Source organism: Streptomyces sp. NPDC048370, assembly GCF_043200825.1.
In the GTDB taxonomy this organism is placed as follows: Bacteria; Actinomycetota; Actinomycetes; order Streptomycetales; family Streptomycetaceae; genus Streptomyces.
Window position 1 is genome coordinate 145598 of sequence record NZ_JBICYI010000020.1, and the last position, 15839, is coordinate 161436.

The window sequence follows — 15839 nt, forward strand, 5'->3', positions numbered from 1 at the left end:
CCAACAGCTACCGCGCAGAAACCTCAACTGGCCCGGAAACCAGGTGAATTCTTCGCACGCCCCCCTCTGCCCCCAACCGTGCTTCCACACGCCCCCCACCCCTCGCGACGCCCCGCCCCAGCCTCCCGCAGGCCGTCTTACAGCCGGTTTACGCGCGTACGGGGCAGGATGGACACGCACAGTCAGTGCTCAGAACCGCCCGGTCCGCGTTGAGGGCAGGGGCCCACAGGAAGGAATGACCGACGTGCGCGTACTCGTCGTCGAGGACGAGCAGCTGCTCGCCGATGCGGTGGCCACCGGACTGCGCCGGGAGGCCATGGCCGTCGACGTCGTGTACGACGGCGCCGCCGCCCTGGAGCGGGTCGGGGTGAACGACTACGACGTGGTCGTCCTCGACCGGGACCTTCCGCTGGTCCACGGCGACGACGTCTGCCGCAAGATCGTCGAACTCGGCATGCCCACCCGCGTCCTGATGCTCACCGCGTCCGGCGACGTCAGCGACCGCGTCGAGGGCCTGGAGCTGGGCGCCGACGACTATCTGCCGAAGCCCTTCGCGTTCACCGAGCTCACCGCCCGCGTGCGTGCGCTCGGCCGCCGTACCACCGTGCCGCTGCCGCCCGTCCTGGAGCGCGCCGGCATCAAGCTCGACCCGAACCGCCGCGAGGTGTTCCGCGACGGCAAGGAGGTCCAGCTCGCGCCGAAGGAGTTCGCCGTCCTGGAGGTCCTCATGCGCAGCGAGGGCGCGGTCGTCTCGGCCGAGCAGCTGCTGGAGAAGGCCTGGGACGAGAACACCGACCCGTTCACCAACGTCGTACGGGTCACGGTGATGACCCTGCGCCGGAAGCTGGGCGAGCCGCCGGTCATCGTCACGGTGCCCGGCTCCGGCTACCGGATCTGACCCGGTGGCCGCGACCCCGGCGCACCCACAGGCGCCCCCGAAGCCGACCTGGGACCCCCGAGACCCGGTCAGGCCGCTGCTCCGCCCGACCATCCGGATACGGCTCACGCTGCTGTACGGCGGAATGTTCCTGATCGCCGGCATCCTGCTGCTGTCGATCATCTACCTCTTCACCGCGCAGGCCCTGGGCGACAGCGAGCTGCCGTTCAAGGTCGTCGAGGGCAAGGTCCAGCCGACCACCTCCTGGTGCGAGCTGCCCGTCCAGGGCACCGGAGAGCAGCTCAACGAGGCCGTCTCGGCCTGCCTCCAGTACCAGCGGGACAGGGCTCTGGACGACCTGCTGCGCCGCTCCCTCTTCGCCCTCCTCGGCCTGAGCATCATCGCCTTCGCCTTCGGCTACGCCATGGCCGGCCGCGTGCTCTCCCCGCTGGGGCGGATCACCCGGACCGCCCGCCAGGTGGCCGGCTCCGACCTCGCCCGCCGGATCGAGCTGGACGGCCCCGACGACGAGCTGAAGGAGCTCGCGGACACCTTCGACGAGATGCTGGAGCGCCTGGAGAGAGCCTTCACCGCCCAGCAGCGCTTCGTCGCCAACGCCTCGCACGAGCTGCGGACCCCGCTGGCGATCAACCGCACGCTCCTGGAGGTCCACCTCTCCGACCCCGGGGCGCCGGTCGAGCTCCAGCAGCTCGGCAAGACCCTGCTCGCCACCAACGAGCGCAGCGAGCAGCTGGTCGAGGGCCTGCTGCTGCTCGCCCGCAGCGACAACCAGATCGTCGAGCGCAAGCCGGTCGACCTCGCGGAGGTCGCCTCGCGCGCCATCGACCAGGTGCACGGGGAGGCCGAGTCCAAGGGCGTGGAGATCCGCGGTGAGCGGGCACCCGCCGTCGTCCAGGGCAACGGAGTGCTCCTGGAGCGGATCGCCCTGAACCTGGTCCAGAACGCCGTGCGGTACAACGTGGCCGACGGGGGCTGGGTGGAGGTCACCACCGAGACCGAGCACGGTCAGGCGGTCCTCGTCGTCTCGAACACGGGTCCCGTGGTTCCCGCGTACGAGATCGACAACCTCTTCGAGCCGTTCAGACGGCTGCGGCAGGAGCGGACCGGGAGCGACAAGGGGGTCGGACTCGGCCTGTCGATCGCCCGTTCCGTCGCGCGCGCCCACGGCGGCCGTATCATCGCGGAGCCCCGCGAAGGCGGCGGTCTCGTGATGCGTGTCACTCTGCCGATCTGACACACTTCGAGTACCAGCCGGTTCCGTTCGCTTTGCGCGGAATTACCGGGTCCCGCTCCTGAGACGCACGTGTGTGATCGATCACAGGGACGCGCATCCGGCGCTCTACTCTCCGTGATCGAGAATTCGTGGGAAAACCCGGAAAAGTCCGGGTTTCCAGGGCCCTGGATGACGGGAAGTACACGGGGTGGCGCCCGTGAAGGGCGGCAGGAGGACCGTGTACGGTCCGGTTCGCCACCCAAAGCCGATCACTCGTGAGAGGGCCGGTTGGGTGTCGATTGAGTAACAGACCTTGATGTGAGGCAAAATCTCCGCCTCGGGTCGGGCACAAGTCCGGCCTCTCACGCGTTACGTGCGCTGGAGACACCGCAACCACCCAGAGGGGGAGAGCGACATGGCAACGGATTACGACACCCCACGCAAGACCGACGACGACGTCGATTCGGACAGCCTTGAGGAACTGAAGGCCCGCCGGAACGACAAGTCGACCTCGACGGTCGACGTCGACGAGTTCGAGGCCGCAGAAGGCCTGGAGCTGCCCGGCGCCGACCTGTCGAACGAAGAGCTCGCCGTACGGGTCCTGCCGAAGCAGGCCGACGAGTTCACCTGCATGAGCTGCTTCCTCGTGCACCACCGCAGCCAGCTGGCTCGGGAGAAGAACGGCCAGCCGATCTGCCGCGACTGCGACTGAGATCGGTCGACCGTGGCAGGCGACACACCGTCTCGGAAGCGACGCTTCCGGCTTCCTGGGAAGCCGGAGGCGGATCAGGGCGGCTCGAACCCGGTGGAGGTGGCCAAGGAGGCCCCCGAAGCCGAGCAGACCGCCCTCCTGCCCTCCCTCGGCGCACGTGACGACGAGCGGGGCCCCTCGGCCTCGCTCGAAGCTGCCACGACGCCGGAACCGGAGGAGCGGGACGCCTCACGTGGCGGGCGCCTCGTCAAACGCGTCGCCGAACCGGCGCGCGTCCAGCTGGACCGCATGAAACTCGACCGCGCGCGGATCGACGCCGTCAAACGCGGCGTGAAGCGCGGCGGCGAGAGCGCCAGAGCGGGCATCGGCCATCTCGCCGACCGGATCATCGAGATCGCCCCGCGCGTCCCCGTCCGGGACCTGGCGACCCTCCGCAAGCACTTTCCCGGGCTCGGCCCCGAGCAGATCGCCGACAAACTCGTCATGGGCGCCTGCAACGCCAGCTCGACCGTCGGCGCCGGCATCGGCGCGGCGGCGATGCTGCCCGTACCCCCGGCGATGCCCGCCGAGCTCGCCGCCGAGATCACCGGAGTCGCCGCGATCGAGCTCAAGCTCATCGCCGAACTGCACGAGGTGTACGGCCTCAGGCCGCCCGGCACGCTCACGCAGCGATCGACGGCCTATCTGACCTCCTGGACCGAGGAGCGGGGCATCGACCCCGCCAAGCCGACCACCGTCAACGCGGCCCTCGGCGGCCAGCTCAAGCGCGAGCTGCGCCAGCAGATCATGAAGCGCATGGTGCGCAACCTGCCCAACCTGATGCCGTTCATGGTCGGCGCCGCCGTCGGCGCCGTGATGAACCGCCGTGACACCAGGAAGCTCGCCGAGCACGTCCGCAAGGACCTGCGCGCGCGACAGGTCCCCTGGGACGCCCTGGAGGGGCTGCCCCCGCTGGAGCAGCCCGAGAACCCCAAGGAGATCGGCTTCTAGCGCTCCGTGCCCTCCGCGCGGGCCGCTTCGAGGGCGGCGGCCAGGCCCTCCGGGTCACGGCTGGAGAGGTAGACGTACGGCGTCGGGTCCTCGGGGTCCGTGACCTCGATCCGTACCGCACGCGGCACATAGCTGCGCAGCAGTATGAAGGCCCGCGGATCGGCCTTGAACGTGCGCCAGGCCCGCGCCTCGTCCGCGTCGAGCACCTCCGGCGTCCCCAGCGCCGAGGCCGGGATCCGCGCGTCACCCGCGACCAGCGAACCGGCCACCACCCGGATCCGTACCGAGCCGTACGAGGACACGCCCACGGCCGCCAGCGCGCCCGCGGCGATCACACCGCCCAGCGTCGGGACCGTGCCCAGCGGGAACATGACCAGACCGCCGCTGAGACCCAGCAGAGCCGAGATGACCCACCAGGAACCGGGAGCGGTCAGCCGCTCGTCGAAACGCGGCGCAGCGGCCGCGGCGGCGGCCGGAACGGGGGAGGAGGCGGAAGGCTGCATGCGTCCAAGCTTGGCACGGCGCGACCCGCGCCTGGCCTCGCGGGTAAGGTCTGCGCCTGTGACCGCAACATCTCCCATCCTCACTCCGCCGGCCGACGCCGGACCGCCGGTACGCCACCCCGACGCGCCCGCCCCGGGCGAGCCGCTCGGCGCGCACTACGCGCACTGCTTCGGGTGCGGCGGCGGGCAGCCCCACGGACTCCACCTGGAGGCCAGGGCCGGCGAGGGTGTGACCGTCACCGCCGAGTTCACGGTGACCACCGACCACCAGGGCGCCCCCGGCCTCGCGCACGGCGGCGTCCTCGCCACCGCGCTCGACGAGACCCTCGGCTCCCTGAACTGGCTGCTGCGGGTCATCGCCGTCACCGGACGCCTGGAGACCGACTTCGCCCGGCCCGTCCCCGTCGGCACCGTCCTGCACCTGGAGGCCGAGGTCACTGCCGTGCACGGGCGCAAGATCTACTCGACCGCCGTCGGCCGGATCGGCGGGCCCGAAGGCCCCGTCGCCGTCCGCGCCGACGCCCTCTTCATCGAGGTCAAGGTCGACCACTTCATCGACAACGGCCGCCCGGAGGAGATCCAGGCCGCCATGTCCGACCCCGACCAGGTCCGGCGCGCCCGCGCCTTCGAGGTGAACCCCTGATGACCAACCCCCCTCTCGACGTCCTGATCCGCCGCGTCGACCCCGACGTGCCGATCCCCGCGTACGGCCACCCCGGCGACGCCGGGGCCGATCTCGTGACCACCGAGGCGGCCGTCCTGGCCCCCGGGGAACGGGCCGTGCTGCCCACCGGCGTCTCGATCGCGCTCCCCGACGGCTACGCCGCCTTCGTGCACCCGCGCTCCGGCCTGGCCGCTCGCTGCGGAGTGGCCCTCGTGAATGCCCCAGGGACGGTGGATGCCGGGTACCGTGGAGAGATCAAGGTGATCGTGGTCAATCTGGACCCGCGCGAGAGCGTGCGGTTCGAACGGTTCGACCGGATTGCCCAACTGGTCGTCCAGCAGGTCGAGAAGGTGCGCTTCCACGAGGTGGCGGAGCTTCCCGGCTCGGCGCGGGCCGAGGGGGGCTTCGGGTCCACCGGCGGTCATGCCGCTGTGGACGGCACAACGGGTGGGAATCGATACGCTTCGGTCGTATCCGACCGGGAAGGACAGTGACGTGTTCGGACGTCGCAAGAAGAGCGGTACCGCTGAGGACGCGGCGGGCGAGGCCGAGCAGGTCGTCGACGAGGTCGACACTGACGACACGGCCGGTGCGCCGCGTCGGGTGAACCTTCCGCCGGCGCCCCGGCCCGACGGACCGTGGGACATCTCCGAGGTCTCCAAGCCGGAGGACGGCCGCGTGGACCTCGGCGGAATCTTCGTGCCCGGAGTCGAGGGCATGGAGCTCCGGGTCGAGGTGGCGGGCGACGCGATCGTCGCGGCCACCGTCGTGCTGCAGAACAGCGCCGTACAGCTGCAGGCCTTCGCCGCGCCGAAGAAGGAAGGCATCTGGGGCGAGGTCCGCGAGGAGATCGCCTCCGGCATCACCCAGCAGGGCGGTGTCATCGACGAGGTCGAGGGGCCGCTGGGCTGGGAGCTGCGGGCCCAGGTCCCGGTGCAGCTGCCGGACGGCACCGGCGGTGTGCAGCTGGTGCGTTTCGTGGGCGTCGACGGGCCCCGCTGGTTCCTGCGCGGAGTCATCTCCGGCCAGGGAGCCGTGCAGCCGGAGGCCGCCGGCCTGCTGGAGCAGATCGTCCGGGACACCGTGGTGGTCCGGGGCGAGGGCCCGATGGCCCCGCGCGACCCGATCGTCCTCAAGCTGCCCAACGACGCACAGATGGTGCCGGACGGCGTGCAGCAGGACGAGCAGGAGGGCTCCCGCTTCTCCGGAGGCATGGGCCAGCTCCAGCGCGGACCGGAGATCACCGAGGTCCGCTGACCCCGTTCCGTTCCACCCCATGATCGAGCCCGGTGGGCCGTATTCCGAACAGCTTGTCCGGAATACGGCCCACCGGTGCGTTCCGGACCCTGGCCGGGCGGGCCCTCGGCGGCCCATACTGACGGGCGCACACGTTCGACGAGGGGGAACACAGCGATGAGTGAGAGCAGCGCCCGGTCCGGCACGGCGGTCGCCGAGGACCCGACCGGCGGACCCATGGTCCGCGTCGAGAACCTGCGCCGCTCGTACGGTACGGGCGAGGCCGCCGTCCACGCGCTGCGCGGGGTCTCCTTCGACCTCCCGCGCGGGGAGCTCATCGCGCTGAAGGGCCGCTCGGGCTCCGGCAAGACCACGCTGCTCAATCTGGTCGGCGGCCTGGACAGCCCCGACGGCGGCCGGATCATCATCGACGGGACGGACCTCGCGGAGCTCGGCGAGAACGGACTCCTGGAGCTGCGCCGGGACCGCATCGGCTTCATCTTCCAGTCCTTCGGGCTCATCCCGATCCTGACCGCCGCCGAGAACGTGGGCGTGCCGCTGCGGCTGCGCAAGGCGGACCCCAGGGAGCGCGAGGAGCGGGTCGCCCTTCTGCTCGCCCTGGTCGGGCTCGCCGACCACGCGGCGCAGCGTCCCGGCGAGCTCTCCGGCGGCCAGCAGCAGCGCGTCGCCATCGCCCGGGCCCTCGCCAACAAGCCGGCCCTGCTGATCGCCGACGAGCCGACCGGCCAGCTCGACGCGGAGACCGGACTCGCGGTGATGCACCTGCTGCGCGCGGTGGTCCGCAGCGAGGGGGTCACGGCCCTGGTCGCCACCCACGACGCCCAGCTCCTGGGCCTCGCGGACCGGGTGCTGGAACTGAACGACGGCGAGATCATCGAGCACTGACGGGCCGGCGGTCCGGAGCCGTGGAGCGTCCGCGCCGGACGCCGGCCACCTTTCCGCCGCATCGCTGCCGAGCCCATAAGGATCGCGTCAATACGGCTTGTCGGGCTTGCTCCTGGTGCGGAATGTCCGATTCTCTGGACGTAAGGTCAGGGCATGGGACGCGGCAAGCTACGGATCTACCTCGGCGCGGCACCGGGCGTCGGCAAGACGTACGCGATGCTCTCCGAGGGGCACCGCCGTGTCGAGCGTGGCACCGACTGCGTCGTCGGCCTGGTCGAGCACCACGGCCGGCCGCGTACGGAGGTGATGCTGCACGGTCTGGAGCAGGTCCCGCGCCGGACGATCGCGTACCGCGACACCACCTTCACCGAGATGGACGTCGACGCCGTCCTGGCCAGGAAGCCGGCCGTCGCCCTCGTCGACGAGCTGGCCCACACCAACGTGCCGGGTTCCCGGAACTCCAAGCGATGGCAGGACGTCGAGGAGCTCCTCGCCGCCGGGATCGACGTCATATCCACCGTCAACATCCAGCACCTGGAATCGCTGGGCGACGTCGTCGAGTCGATCACGGGCGTGCGCCAGCAGGAGACCGTTCCGGACGAGGTCGTGCGGCGGGCGGACCAGATCGAGCTGGTCGACATGTCGCCACAGGCCCTCCGTCGCCGGATGGCCCACGGCAACATCTACAAGCCGGACCGGATCGACGCGTCCCTCGCCAACTACTTCCGCCCCGGCAACCTCACGGCCCTGCGTGAGCTGGCCCTGCTCTGGACCGCCGACCGGGTCGACGAGTACCTCCAGCAGTACCGGGGCGAGCACGGCATCCGCTCCACGTGGCAGGCCCGCGAGCGGATCGTCGTCGGCCTCACCGGCGGCCCCGAGGGCCGTACGCTCATCCGGCGCGCCGCCCGGCTGGCGGAGAAGGGCGCGGGCGGCGAGGTGCTCGCCGTCTACATCGCCCGCAGCGACGGCCTCACGGCCGCCTCGCCCAAGGAGCTCGCCGTCCAGCGCACGCTGGTCGAGGACCTGGGCGGAACGTTCCACCACGTCATCGGCGACGACATCCCCTCCGGCCTCCTGGAGTTCGCCCGGGGCGTCAACGCCACGCAGATCGTCCTCGGCTCGAGCCGCCGCAAGACCTGGCAGTACATGTTCGGGCCAGGCGTCGGCCAGACCGTCGCCCGCGAGTCAGGGCCCGACCTCGACGTCCACATCGTCACCCACGAAGAGGTCGCCAAGGGCCGCGGCCTGCCCGTCGCCCGCGGTGCCCGGCTCGGCCGCTCCCGGATCATCTGGGGCTGGCTGGTCGGCGTCGGGGGCCCCGCGCTGCTCACCCTGCTCCTCACACACATCGACGCCGACCTCGGCCTCGCCAACGACATGCTGCTCTTCCTGGCGCTGACCGTCGCATCGGCGCTGCTCGGCGGGCTCCTGCCGGCCCTCGCGTCGGCTGCCTTCGGATCGTTCCTGCTGAACTGGTTCTTCACCCCGCCCCTGCACCGGCTGACCATCGCCGACCCCAAGAACATCGTCGCGATCGCCGTCTTCTTCGGCGTCGCCGTGGCCGTGGCCTCGGTGGTCGACCTCGCCGCCCGGCGCACCCACCAGGCCGCCCGGCTGCGCGCCGAGTCCGAGGTGCTGTCCTATCTCGCCGGGAGCGTCCTGCGCGGCGAGACCAGCCTGGACGCCCTGCTCGAACGGGTCCGGGAGACCTTCTCCATGGAGTCGGTCACCCTCCTCGAACGCGAGAGCGACGTCGAGCCGTGGACCCGCGCGGCGAGCGTCGGGCACCACCCCGTCGCCCGCCCCGAGGACGCGGACGTGGACATGCCGGTCGGCGACCACCTGGCGCTCGCCCTGACCGGCCGCGTCCTGCCGGCCGAGGACCGGCGCGTGCTCGGCGCCTTCGCCGCCCAGGCCGCCGTCGTACTGGACCGGCAGCGGCTCGTCGACGAGGCGGAGCAGGCCCGCAAACAGGCCGAGGGCAACAAGATCCGTACCTCGCTCCTCGCGGCCGTCAGCCATGACCTGCGTACCCCCCTCGCCGGCATCAAGGCCGCCGTCTCCTCCCTGCGCGCCGACGACGTCGACTGGTCGGAGGAGGACCAGGCGGAACTCCTGGCCGGCATCGAGGACGGCGCGGACCGGCTCGACCTCCTGGTCGGCAACCTCCTCGACATGTCCAGGCTCCAGACCGGTACCGTCACCCCACTGATCCGCCCCATCGACCTGGACGAGGTGGTTCCCATGGCGCTCGGAGGCGTGCCCGACGGGAGCGCCGAGCTGGACATCCCCGAGACCCTGCCGATGGTGGAGGTCGACAAGGGGCTCCTGGAGCGGGTCGTCGCCAACGTCGTCGAGAACGCCGTCAAGTACAGCCCCGACGGCACGCCGGTGACCGTCTCCGCCAGCGCGCTGGGCGAGCGGGTCGAGCTCCGCGTCGTCGACCGGGGCCCCGGGGTGCCGGACGAGAGCAAGGAGCGCATCTTCGAGCCGTTCCAGCGCTTCGGGGACGCCCCGCGCGGCTCCGGCGTCGGCCTCGGCCTCGCCGTCGCCCGCGGCTTCGTCGAGGCCATGGGAGGCACGATCACCGCGGAGGACACCCCCGGCGGCGGCCTGACGATGACGCTGACCCTCAAGGCCGTGACTGGGCAGCTGCCGCCGTCGGACTCCGACCTGCCCGCCGCCCGGATCACCACGTGACCGCAGACCTTTCCCGTCCTTCGGGACGCCCCCGCACCACCCCGTCCTCCCGGACGACCCCGTTCTTCCGGACGTACGAAGCAGAGAGAGAAGGAAGCCTTCGATGACCCGGGTTCTCGTCGTCGACGACGAGCCGCAGATCGTCCGCGCGCTGGTGATCAACCTCAAGGCGCGCAAGTACGAGGTGGACGCGGCCCCCGACGGTGCCACCGCGCTTCGGCTCGCCGCCGAACGCCACCCCGACGTGGTCGTCCTCGACCTCGGCCTGCCTGACCTCGACGGTGTCGAGGTCATCAAGGGCCTGCGAGGCTGGACCCGCGTGCCGATCCTGGTGCTCTCGGCGCGCCAGACCTCCGACGAGAAGGTCGAGGCCCTCGACGCGGGCGCCGACGACTACGTCACCAAGCCCTTCGGCATGGACGAGCTGCTGGCCCGGCTGCGCGCCGCCGTGCGCAGGGCCGAGCCGGTCGGTGGTGGGGACGACGGCGTCGTGACCGTCGAGACGGACGACTTCACGGTCGACCTGGCCGCCAAGAAGGTCCACCGGGACGGGCGGGACGTCCGCCTCACGCCCACCGAGTGGCACCTGCTCGAAGTGCTCGTCCGCAACAGCGGGCGCCTGGTGAGCCAGAAGCAGCTCCTGCAGGAGGTCTGGGGCCCGTCGTACGGCACCGAGACCAACTATCTGCGGGTGTACATGGCGCAGCTGCGGCGCAAGCTGGAGGCCGACCCCTCGCACCCGAGGCACTTCGTCACGGAGCCGGGGATGGGCTACCGCTTCGAGCACTGATGCGGGACGTCCTCGGGGCGCGCATGGAGCGCTCAAGGGTCGGGGCCGCACGCGGCGAACGGGGCCGGTTCCGCTGTCGGCGGGGGCCGGTACGCTTTCTGTATGAGTGCCGCACCCCGTACAGAGAAGCCGGCCGGACGGTTCCGCCGGATGCTCGACCGGCTGTCCACCTCGCAGGAGGAACTGGAGTCCGAAGAGCTCCAGGAGGACGCCGAGGCGTCGGGCTGCACGCGCATCTCCGACTGCTCCGACCGCCAGATAGTCAAGGTGACTGGTACCTTGCGCACGGTCACGCTGCGCCCCCGGGCCGGTGTGCCCGCCCTTGAGGCCGAGCTGTTCGACGGCACGGCCCCGCTGGACGTGGTGTGGCTGGGCAGGCGGTCCATCGTGGGCATAGAGCCAGGCCGCAAGCTGATCGCCTCCGGCCGGATCTCCATGAGCCACGGCCGGCGGGTCCTCTTCAACCCCAAATACGAGCTCCGACCGCTCGGACAGGAGTAGCCGGTGACGTCGCTCGACAAGCCGACGACGGATCAGGACGCAACGGACGGCCTGGGCGGCAAGAACGCCGAGGAGTCCCAGGAGTCCCAGGGCGCTCAGGAACGCCAAGCATCGAAGGAGGTCACCGAGGCCGCGCTCTTCGAGGCCTTCGGCGGCCTGCGCGGCATGATCGAAACGGTCGTGCCGGGTCTGCTCTTCGTCACGATCTTCACGATCAACAAGGACCTGCACATCTCGGCGATCGCCGCGCTCGCGGTCTCCCTGGTCCTGGTCGCCGTCCGGCTGATCCGCCGGGACACCGTCAAGCACGCCTTCAGCGGCGTCTTCGGCGTGGCGTTCGGCGTGGTCTTCGCGATGATGACCGGCAACGCCAAGGACTTCTACCTGCCGGGCATGCTGTACACCCTGGGCCTCGCCCTCGCGTACATCATCACGACGATCGCCGGTGTGCCCCTGATCGGCCTCATCCTGGGCCCGGTCTTCAAGGAGAACCTCTCCTGGCGGACCCGTAACCCCGGCCGGAAGAAGGCGTACGCCAAGGCGAGCATGGCGTGGGGCCTGATCCTGCTCGCCAAGTGCGCGATCCTCTTCCCGCTGTACTGGTGGGCCGACACGACCCAGTTCGGCTGGGTCCTGGTCGCGCTGAAGATCCCGCCGTTCCTGCTCGCGGTGTACCTGACCTGGGTCTTCCTGGCGAAGGCCCCGCCGCCGATCGACGTCTTCGCCGAGATGGAGGCGGAGGAGGAGGCCGAGAAGGCCCGCAAGGAGGCGGCCGCCAGGCAGCCGGAGGCGTAACGCCTACGCGTACTGCCGGAGCCGGAGCCGGAGGCGCGGCACGTCCCTACGCGTACATCGAGAAGGGCCCGGGACCTCGCAAGGTCCCGGGCCCTTCTCGTACGTCCGGCTCCGTACCGTCCGCGCGTCCGTACCGTCCGTGCGTCCCTACGCGACGTACGTCCGTACGCGACGTCAGCTCGTCGAGGCGCCCTCGTCGCGGCGGACCGAGAGGAGGTCCTCCAGCTGCTCCTCGCGGGCCTGGGCGGCCACGAAGAGGAGCTCGTCGCCGGCCTCCAGCGTCTCCTCCGCGGTCGGCGTCAGCACGCGCGAGCCGCGGATGATCGTCACCAGGGAGGTGTCCTGCGGCCACGCCACGTCGCCCACCGCCGTGCCCGCGATCGCCGACTCCGGCGGCAGCGTCAGCTCCACCAGGTTGGCGTCGCCGTGGCTGAAGCGGAGCAGCCGGACCAGGTCGCCGACGCTCACCGCCTCCTCCACCAGGGCCGACATCAGACGCGGCGTCGAGACGGCGACGTCCACGCCCCACGACTCGTTGAAGAGCCACTCGTTCTTCGGGTTGTTCACCCGGGCGACGACGCGCGGCACGCCGTACTCGGTCTTCGCGAGCAGCGAGACGACCAGGTTGACCTTGTCGTCGCCGGTGGCCGCGATGACCACGTTGCAGCGCTGCAGCGCCGCCTCGTCCAGCGAGGTGATCTCACAGGCGTCGGCCAGCAGCCACTCCGCCTGCGGCACCCGCTCCACCGAGATGGCGGTGGGCGCCTTGTCGATCAGCAGGACCTCGTGGCCGTTCTCCAGGAGCTCGCCCGCGATGGAACGGCCCACCGCACCCGCGCCCGCGATTGCGACACGCATCAGTGACCGCCCTCCTCAGGACCCTCGGCGAAGGCCGCCTCGACCTTGCCGATCTCGTCGATACGCATCATCACGTGCACGAGGTCGCCCTCCTGCAGCACGGTCTGCGAGGACGGGATGACCGCCTCGCCCAGCCGGGTGAGGAACGCCACGCGCACACCCGTCTCGTCCTGCAGCTTGCTGATCTTGTGGCCGATCCACGCCGCGGAGGTGTGCACCTCCGCCAGCTGCACGCCACCGCTGGGGTCGCTCCACAGCGGCTCGGCGCCGGACGGCAGCAGCCGCCGCAGCATCTGGTCGGCGGTCCAGCGGACCGTCGCGACCGTCGGGATGCCGAGCCGCTGGTAGACCTCGGCGCGCCGCGGGTCGTAGATCCGGGCCGCCACGTTCTCGATGCCGAACATCTCGCGCGCGACCCGCGCCGCGATGATGTTCGAGTTGTCGCCGCTGCTCACGGCCGCGAAGGCGCCGGCCTCCTCGATCCCCGCCTCACGCAGCGTGTCCTGGTCGAAGCCGACGCCCGTGACACGGCGTCCGCCGAAGCCGGAGCCGAGGCGGCGGAAAGCCGTCGGGTCCTGGTCGACGACCGCGACGGTGTGCCCCTGCTGCTCCAGGGTCTGCGCGAGAGCGGCTCCCACTCGCCCGCAGCCCATGATGACGATGTGCACGTCCCCTTACCCCGCACTCCTGATCGCCCTACTGACCTGCGAAAACACCCTGCTCACAACTTTCCTCACCCGACTGGCCCGGGCCATGGCGGACAGCGCCCTGCCGTGCTGCCCGATCCGAGCTTATGCGGCAACGCCTGACGGGACCGCATCCGAGGTGCCTGCCAGGGAGATTCCGTGCTGATTGGGGGTCGCGGTGAGCATGGCCGTTTTCGAACGCTTACGATCCTCTCCGTGTCCAAACTGACCGACCTGCCCAAACGGATCTTGATCGGACGGGCTCTGCGCAGCGACAAGCTCGGGGAGACCCTGCTCCCCAAGCGCATCGCCCTCCCCGTCTTCGCCTCCGACCCGCTGTCCTCGGTGGCGTACGCACCCGGCGAGGTGCTGCTCGTCCTGTCGATCGCGGGTCTGTCGGCCTACCACTTCAGCCCGTGGATCGCGCTGGCCGTCGTCGTGCTGATGTTCACGGTCGTCGCCTCCTACCGGCAGAACGTGCACGCCTACCCGAGCGGCGGCGGCGACTACGAGGTCGCCAACACCAACCTCGGCCCGAAGGCCGGCCTGACCGTCGCCAGCGCCCTGCTCGTCGACTACGTCCTGACGGTCGCCGTCTCGATCTCCTCGGGAATCGAGAACCTCGGCTCGGCCATCCCGTTCGTCGTCGAGCACAAGGTCCTCTGCGCGGTCGGCGTCATCCTTCTGCTGACGCTGATGAACCTGCGCGGCGTCAAGGAGTCGGGCAGCCTCTTCGCCATCCCGACGTACGTCTTCGTCGCCGGCGTCTTCATCATGATCGCCTGGGGCGCGTACAAGGGGCTCGTCCTCGACGACACCATGAAGGCGCCCACCGCCGACTTCGAGATCAAGCCCGAGCACGAGGGGCTCGCCGGCTTCGCGCTGGTCTTCCTGCTGCTCCGCGCCTTCTCCTCCGGCTGTGCCGCCCTCACCGGCGTCGAGGCGATCTCCAACGGCGTCCCCGCCTTCCGCAAGCCGAAGTCGAAGAACGCGGCCACCACGCTCGCCCTGATGGGCGGCCTGGCCGTCACCATGTTCTGCGGCATCATCTTCCTGGCGATGGCCACCGACGTACGGATGGCCGAGAACCCGGCCCACGACCTGCTGAGCAACGGCCAACCGGTCGGCGAGGGCTACGTCCAGGACCCGGTCATCTCCCAGGTCGCCGCGGCCGTCTTCGGCGACGGAACGTTCTTCTTCGTCCTCCTCGCCGCCGCCACGGCGCTCGTCCTCTTCCTGGCCGCCAACACGGCGTACAACGGCTTCCCGCTCCTCGGCTCGATCCTCGCCCAGGACCGGTACCTGCCGCGCCAGCTGCACACCCGCGGCGACCGGCTCACCTTCTCCAACGGCATCGTGCTCCTCGCCGGCGCCGCCATGCTGCTGGTCTGGGTCTACGGAGCCGACTCGACGAAGCTGATCCAGCTGTACATCGTCGGCGTCTTCGTCTCCTTCACCCTCAGCCAGACCGGCATGGTCCGGCACTGGAACCGGCACCTGAAGACCGAGCGGGACCCGGCCAAGCGCCGCCACATGATCCGCTCCCGCGCGATCAACACCTTCGGCGCGTTCTTCACCGGCCTCGTCCTCGTCGTCGTCCTCGCCACGAAGTTCACGCACGGCGCCTGGGTCGCGCTGCTCGGCATGGTGATCTTCTACGGGACGATGTCGGCGATCCGGCGGCACTACGACTCGGTGGCGGAGGAGATCGCCGCGGCCGAGGAGCGCCCCGACGAGTACGTCCGCCCCTCCCGCGTCCGCTCCGTCGTCCTCGTCTCCAAGCTGCACAAGCCGACGCTGCGCGCCCTCGCGTACGCGAAGCTGCTGCACGCCAACGAGCTGGAGGCGCTGAGCGTCAACGTCGACCCGGCCGAGACCAAGGCGCTGCGGGAGGAGTGGGACCGGCGCGGGATCAACGTACCGCTCAAGATCCTCGACTCGCCGTACCGCGAGATCACCCGGCCGGTCATCGAGTACGTGAAGAACATCCGCCGCGAGAGCCCGCGGGACGCCGTCTCCGTCTACATCCCGGAGTACGTCGTCGGCCACTGGTACGAGCACCTGCTGCACAACCAGAGCGCCCTGCGGCTCAAGGGCCGACTGCTCTTCACCCCGGGCGTGATGGTCACCTCCGTCCCGTACCAGCTCCAGTCGTCGGAGGTCGCGAAGAAGCGGGCCAGGAAGCGGCAGGACTGGAACGCGCCGGGATCGGTGCGACGCGGTCCGGTCGAGAAGCGCACGAAGGAACCGGCCGGAAAGGACACGTAGACTGGTGGGGGGGGGGGGGGGGGGGGGGGGGGCCCGCCGCGGGCACCCCCAAGCCCAACAACCAAAAAAAAAACACACTCAAGAAAAGGTAGAGGGTTGAGTCGAGGTGGGGGGGT

The 15839-nt window shown here is 70.6% G+C and carries 16 protein-coding genes; 13 read left to right on the forward strand and 3 right to left on the reverse strand.

Features of this window, described 5'->3' with window-relative positions:
* Positions 1–244: 244 nt before the first annotated feature.
* The 4 genes from ACGFYP_RS32025 (at position 245) to ACGFYP_RS32040 (ending at position 3813) form a co-directional block, all read left to right on the forward strand.
* Positions 245–898: a response regulator transcription factor gene (locus ACGFYP_RS32025; RefSeq protein ID WP_158991339.1), complete on the forward strand. Its 654-nt coding sequence runs from the start codon at positions 245–247 to the stop codon at positions 896–898.
* 4 nt (positions 899–902) lie between these two features.
* Positions 903–2132, forward strand: a complete 1230-nt coding sequence (locus tag ACGFYP_RS32030; RefSeq protein WP_393501118.1) for a sensor histidine kinase — start codon at positions 903–905, stop codon at positions 2130–2132.
* 394 nt (positions 2133–2526) lie between these two features.
* Positions 2527–2823, forward strand: a complete 297-nt coding sequence (locus tag ACGFYP_RS32035; protein ID WP_003955561.1) for a DUF4193 domain-containing protein — start codon at positions 2527–2529, stop codon at positions 2821–2823.
* A gap of 12 nt (positions 2824–2835) precedes the next feature.
* Positions 2836–3813, forward strand: a complete 978-nt coding sequence (locus ACGFYP_RS32040; RefSeq protein ID WP_393501121.1) for a hypothetical protein — start codon at positions 2836–2838, stop codon at positions 3811–3813.
* On the opposite strand, the gene ACGFYP_RS32045 is transcribed toward ACGFYP_RS32040, so the two are convergent.
* Positions 3810–4316, reverse strand: coding sequence for a DUF3093 domain-containing protein (locus ACGFYP_RS32045; RefSeq protein WP_393501124.1), 507 nt, complete (start codon positions 4314–4316; stop codon positions 3810–3812). The genes ACGFYP_RS32040 and ACGFYP_RS32045 overlap by 4 nt on opposite strands.
* Before the next feature lie 58 nt (positions 4317–4374).
* Between ACGFYP_RS32045 and ACGFYP_RS32050 the strand changes: the two genes are divergently transcribed.
* The 8 genes from ACGFYP_RS32050 to ACGFYP_RS32085 all read left to right on the forward strand — a co-directional run bounded on the left by ACGFYP_RS32050 (position 4375) and on the right by ACGFYP_RS32085 (position 11911).
* Entirely contained in the window at positions 4375–4959 is a 585-nt protein-coding gene (locus ACGFYP_RS32050; protein ID WP_393501127.1) for a PaaI family thioesterase, read from the forward strand.
* Entirely contained in the window at positions 4959–5474 is a 516-nt protein-coding gene (gene dut, locus ACGFYP_RS32055) for a dUTP diphosphatase (RefSeq protein WP_361967365.1), read from the forward strand. Before ACGFYP_RS32050 ends, dut begins: the two co-directional genes overlap by 1 nt.
* A gap of 1 nt (position 5475) precedes the next feature.
* Complete coding sequence (locus tag ACGFYP_RS32060) at positions 5476–6237, forward strand: DUF3710 domain-containing protein (RefSeq protein ID WP_361967363.1); 762 nt, start codon at positions 5476–5478, stop codon at positions 6235–6237.
* Positions 6238–6393: 156 nt separating this feature from the next.
* Positions 6394–7122 carry an ABC transporter ATP-binding protein gene (locus tag ACGFYP_RS32065; RefSeq protein WP_393501131.1) on the forward strand — a complete coding sequence of 243 codons (729 nt, stop codon included), beginning with the start codon at positions 6394–6396 and terminating at the stop codon, positions 7120–7122.
* Between the two features lie 153 nt (positions 7123–7275).
* Positions 7276–9825, forward strand: coding sequence for an ATP-binding protein (locus ACGFYP_RS32070; RefSeq protein WP_393501134.1), 2550 nt, complete (start codon positions 7276–7278; stop codon positions 9823–9825).
* 103 nt (positions 9826–9928) lie between these two features.
* Positions 9929–10615 (forward strand): response regulator, encoded by a 687-nt coding sequence (locus tag ACGFYP_RS32075; protein WP_361967357.1) that lies wholly within the window; start codon positions 9929–9931, stop codon positions 10613–10615.
* Between the two features lie 102 nt (positions 10616–10717).
* On the forward strand, positions 10718–11116 hold the full coding sequence (locus ACGFYP_RS32080) for an OB-fold nucleic acid binding domain-containing protein (protein ID WP_361967355.1): 399 nt from the start codon (positions 10718–10720) through the stop codon (positions 11114–11116).
* A gap of 3 nt (positions 11117–11119) precedes the next feature.
* Positions 11120–11911 carry a DUF3159 domain-containing protein gene (locus ACGFYP_RS32085; protein ID WP_393501138.1) on the forward strand — a complete coding sequence of 264 codons (792 nt, stop codon included), beginning with the start codon at positions 11120–11122 and terminating at the stop codon, positions 11909–11911.
* A 174-nt stretch (positions 11912–12085) separates the two neighbouring features.
* Here ACGFYP_RS32085 and ACGFYP_RS32090 read toward each other — a convergent pair whose 3' ends face one another.
* Both ACGFYP_RS32090 and ACGFYP_RS32095 read right to left on the reverse strand, forming a co-directional pair.
* Entirely contained in the window at positions 12086–12769 is a 684-nt protein-coding gene (locus ACGFYP_RS32090; RefSeq protein ID WP_361967351.1) for a TrkA family potassium uptake protein, read from the reverse strand.
* Positions 12769–13437: a TrkA family potassium uptake protein gene (locus ACGFYP_RS32095; RefSeq protein ID WP_315893327.1), complete on the reverse strand. Its 669-nt coding sequence runs from the start codon at positions 13435–13437 to the stop codon at positions 12769–12771. The genes ACGFYP_RS32090 and ACGFYP_RS32095 overlap by 1 nt, the downstream gene beginning before the upstream one ends.
* A 234-nt stretch (positions 13438–13671) precedes the next feature.
* Between ACGFYP_RS32095 and ACGFYP_RS32100 the strand changes: the two genes are divergently transcribed.
* On the forward strand, positions 13672–15723 hold the full coding sequence (locus tag ACGFYP_RS32100; RefSeq protein ID WP_393501143.1) for an APC family permease: 2052 nt from the start codon (positions 13672–13674) through the stop codon (positions 15721–15723).
* The last annotated feature ends 116 nt before the right edge of the window (positions 15724–15839 follow it).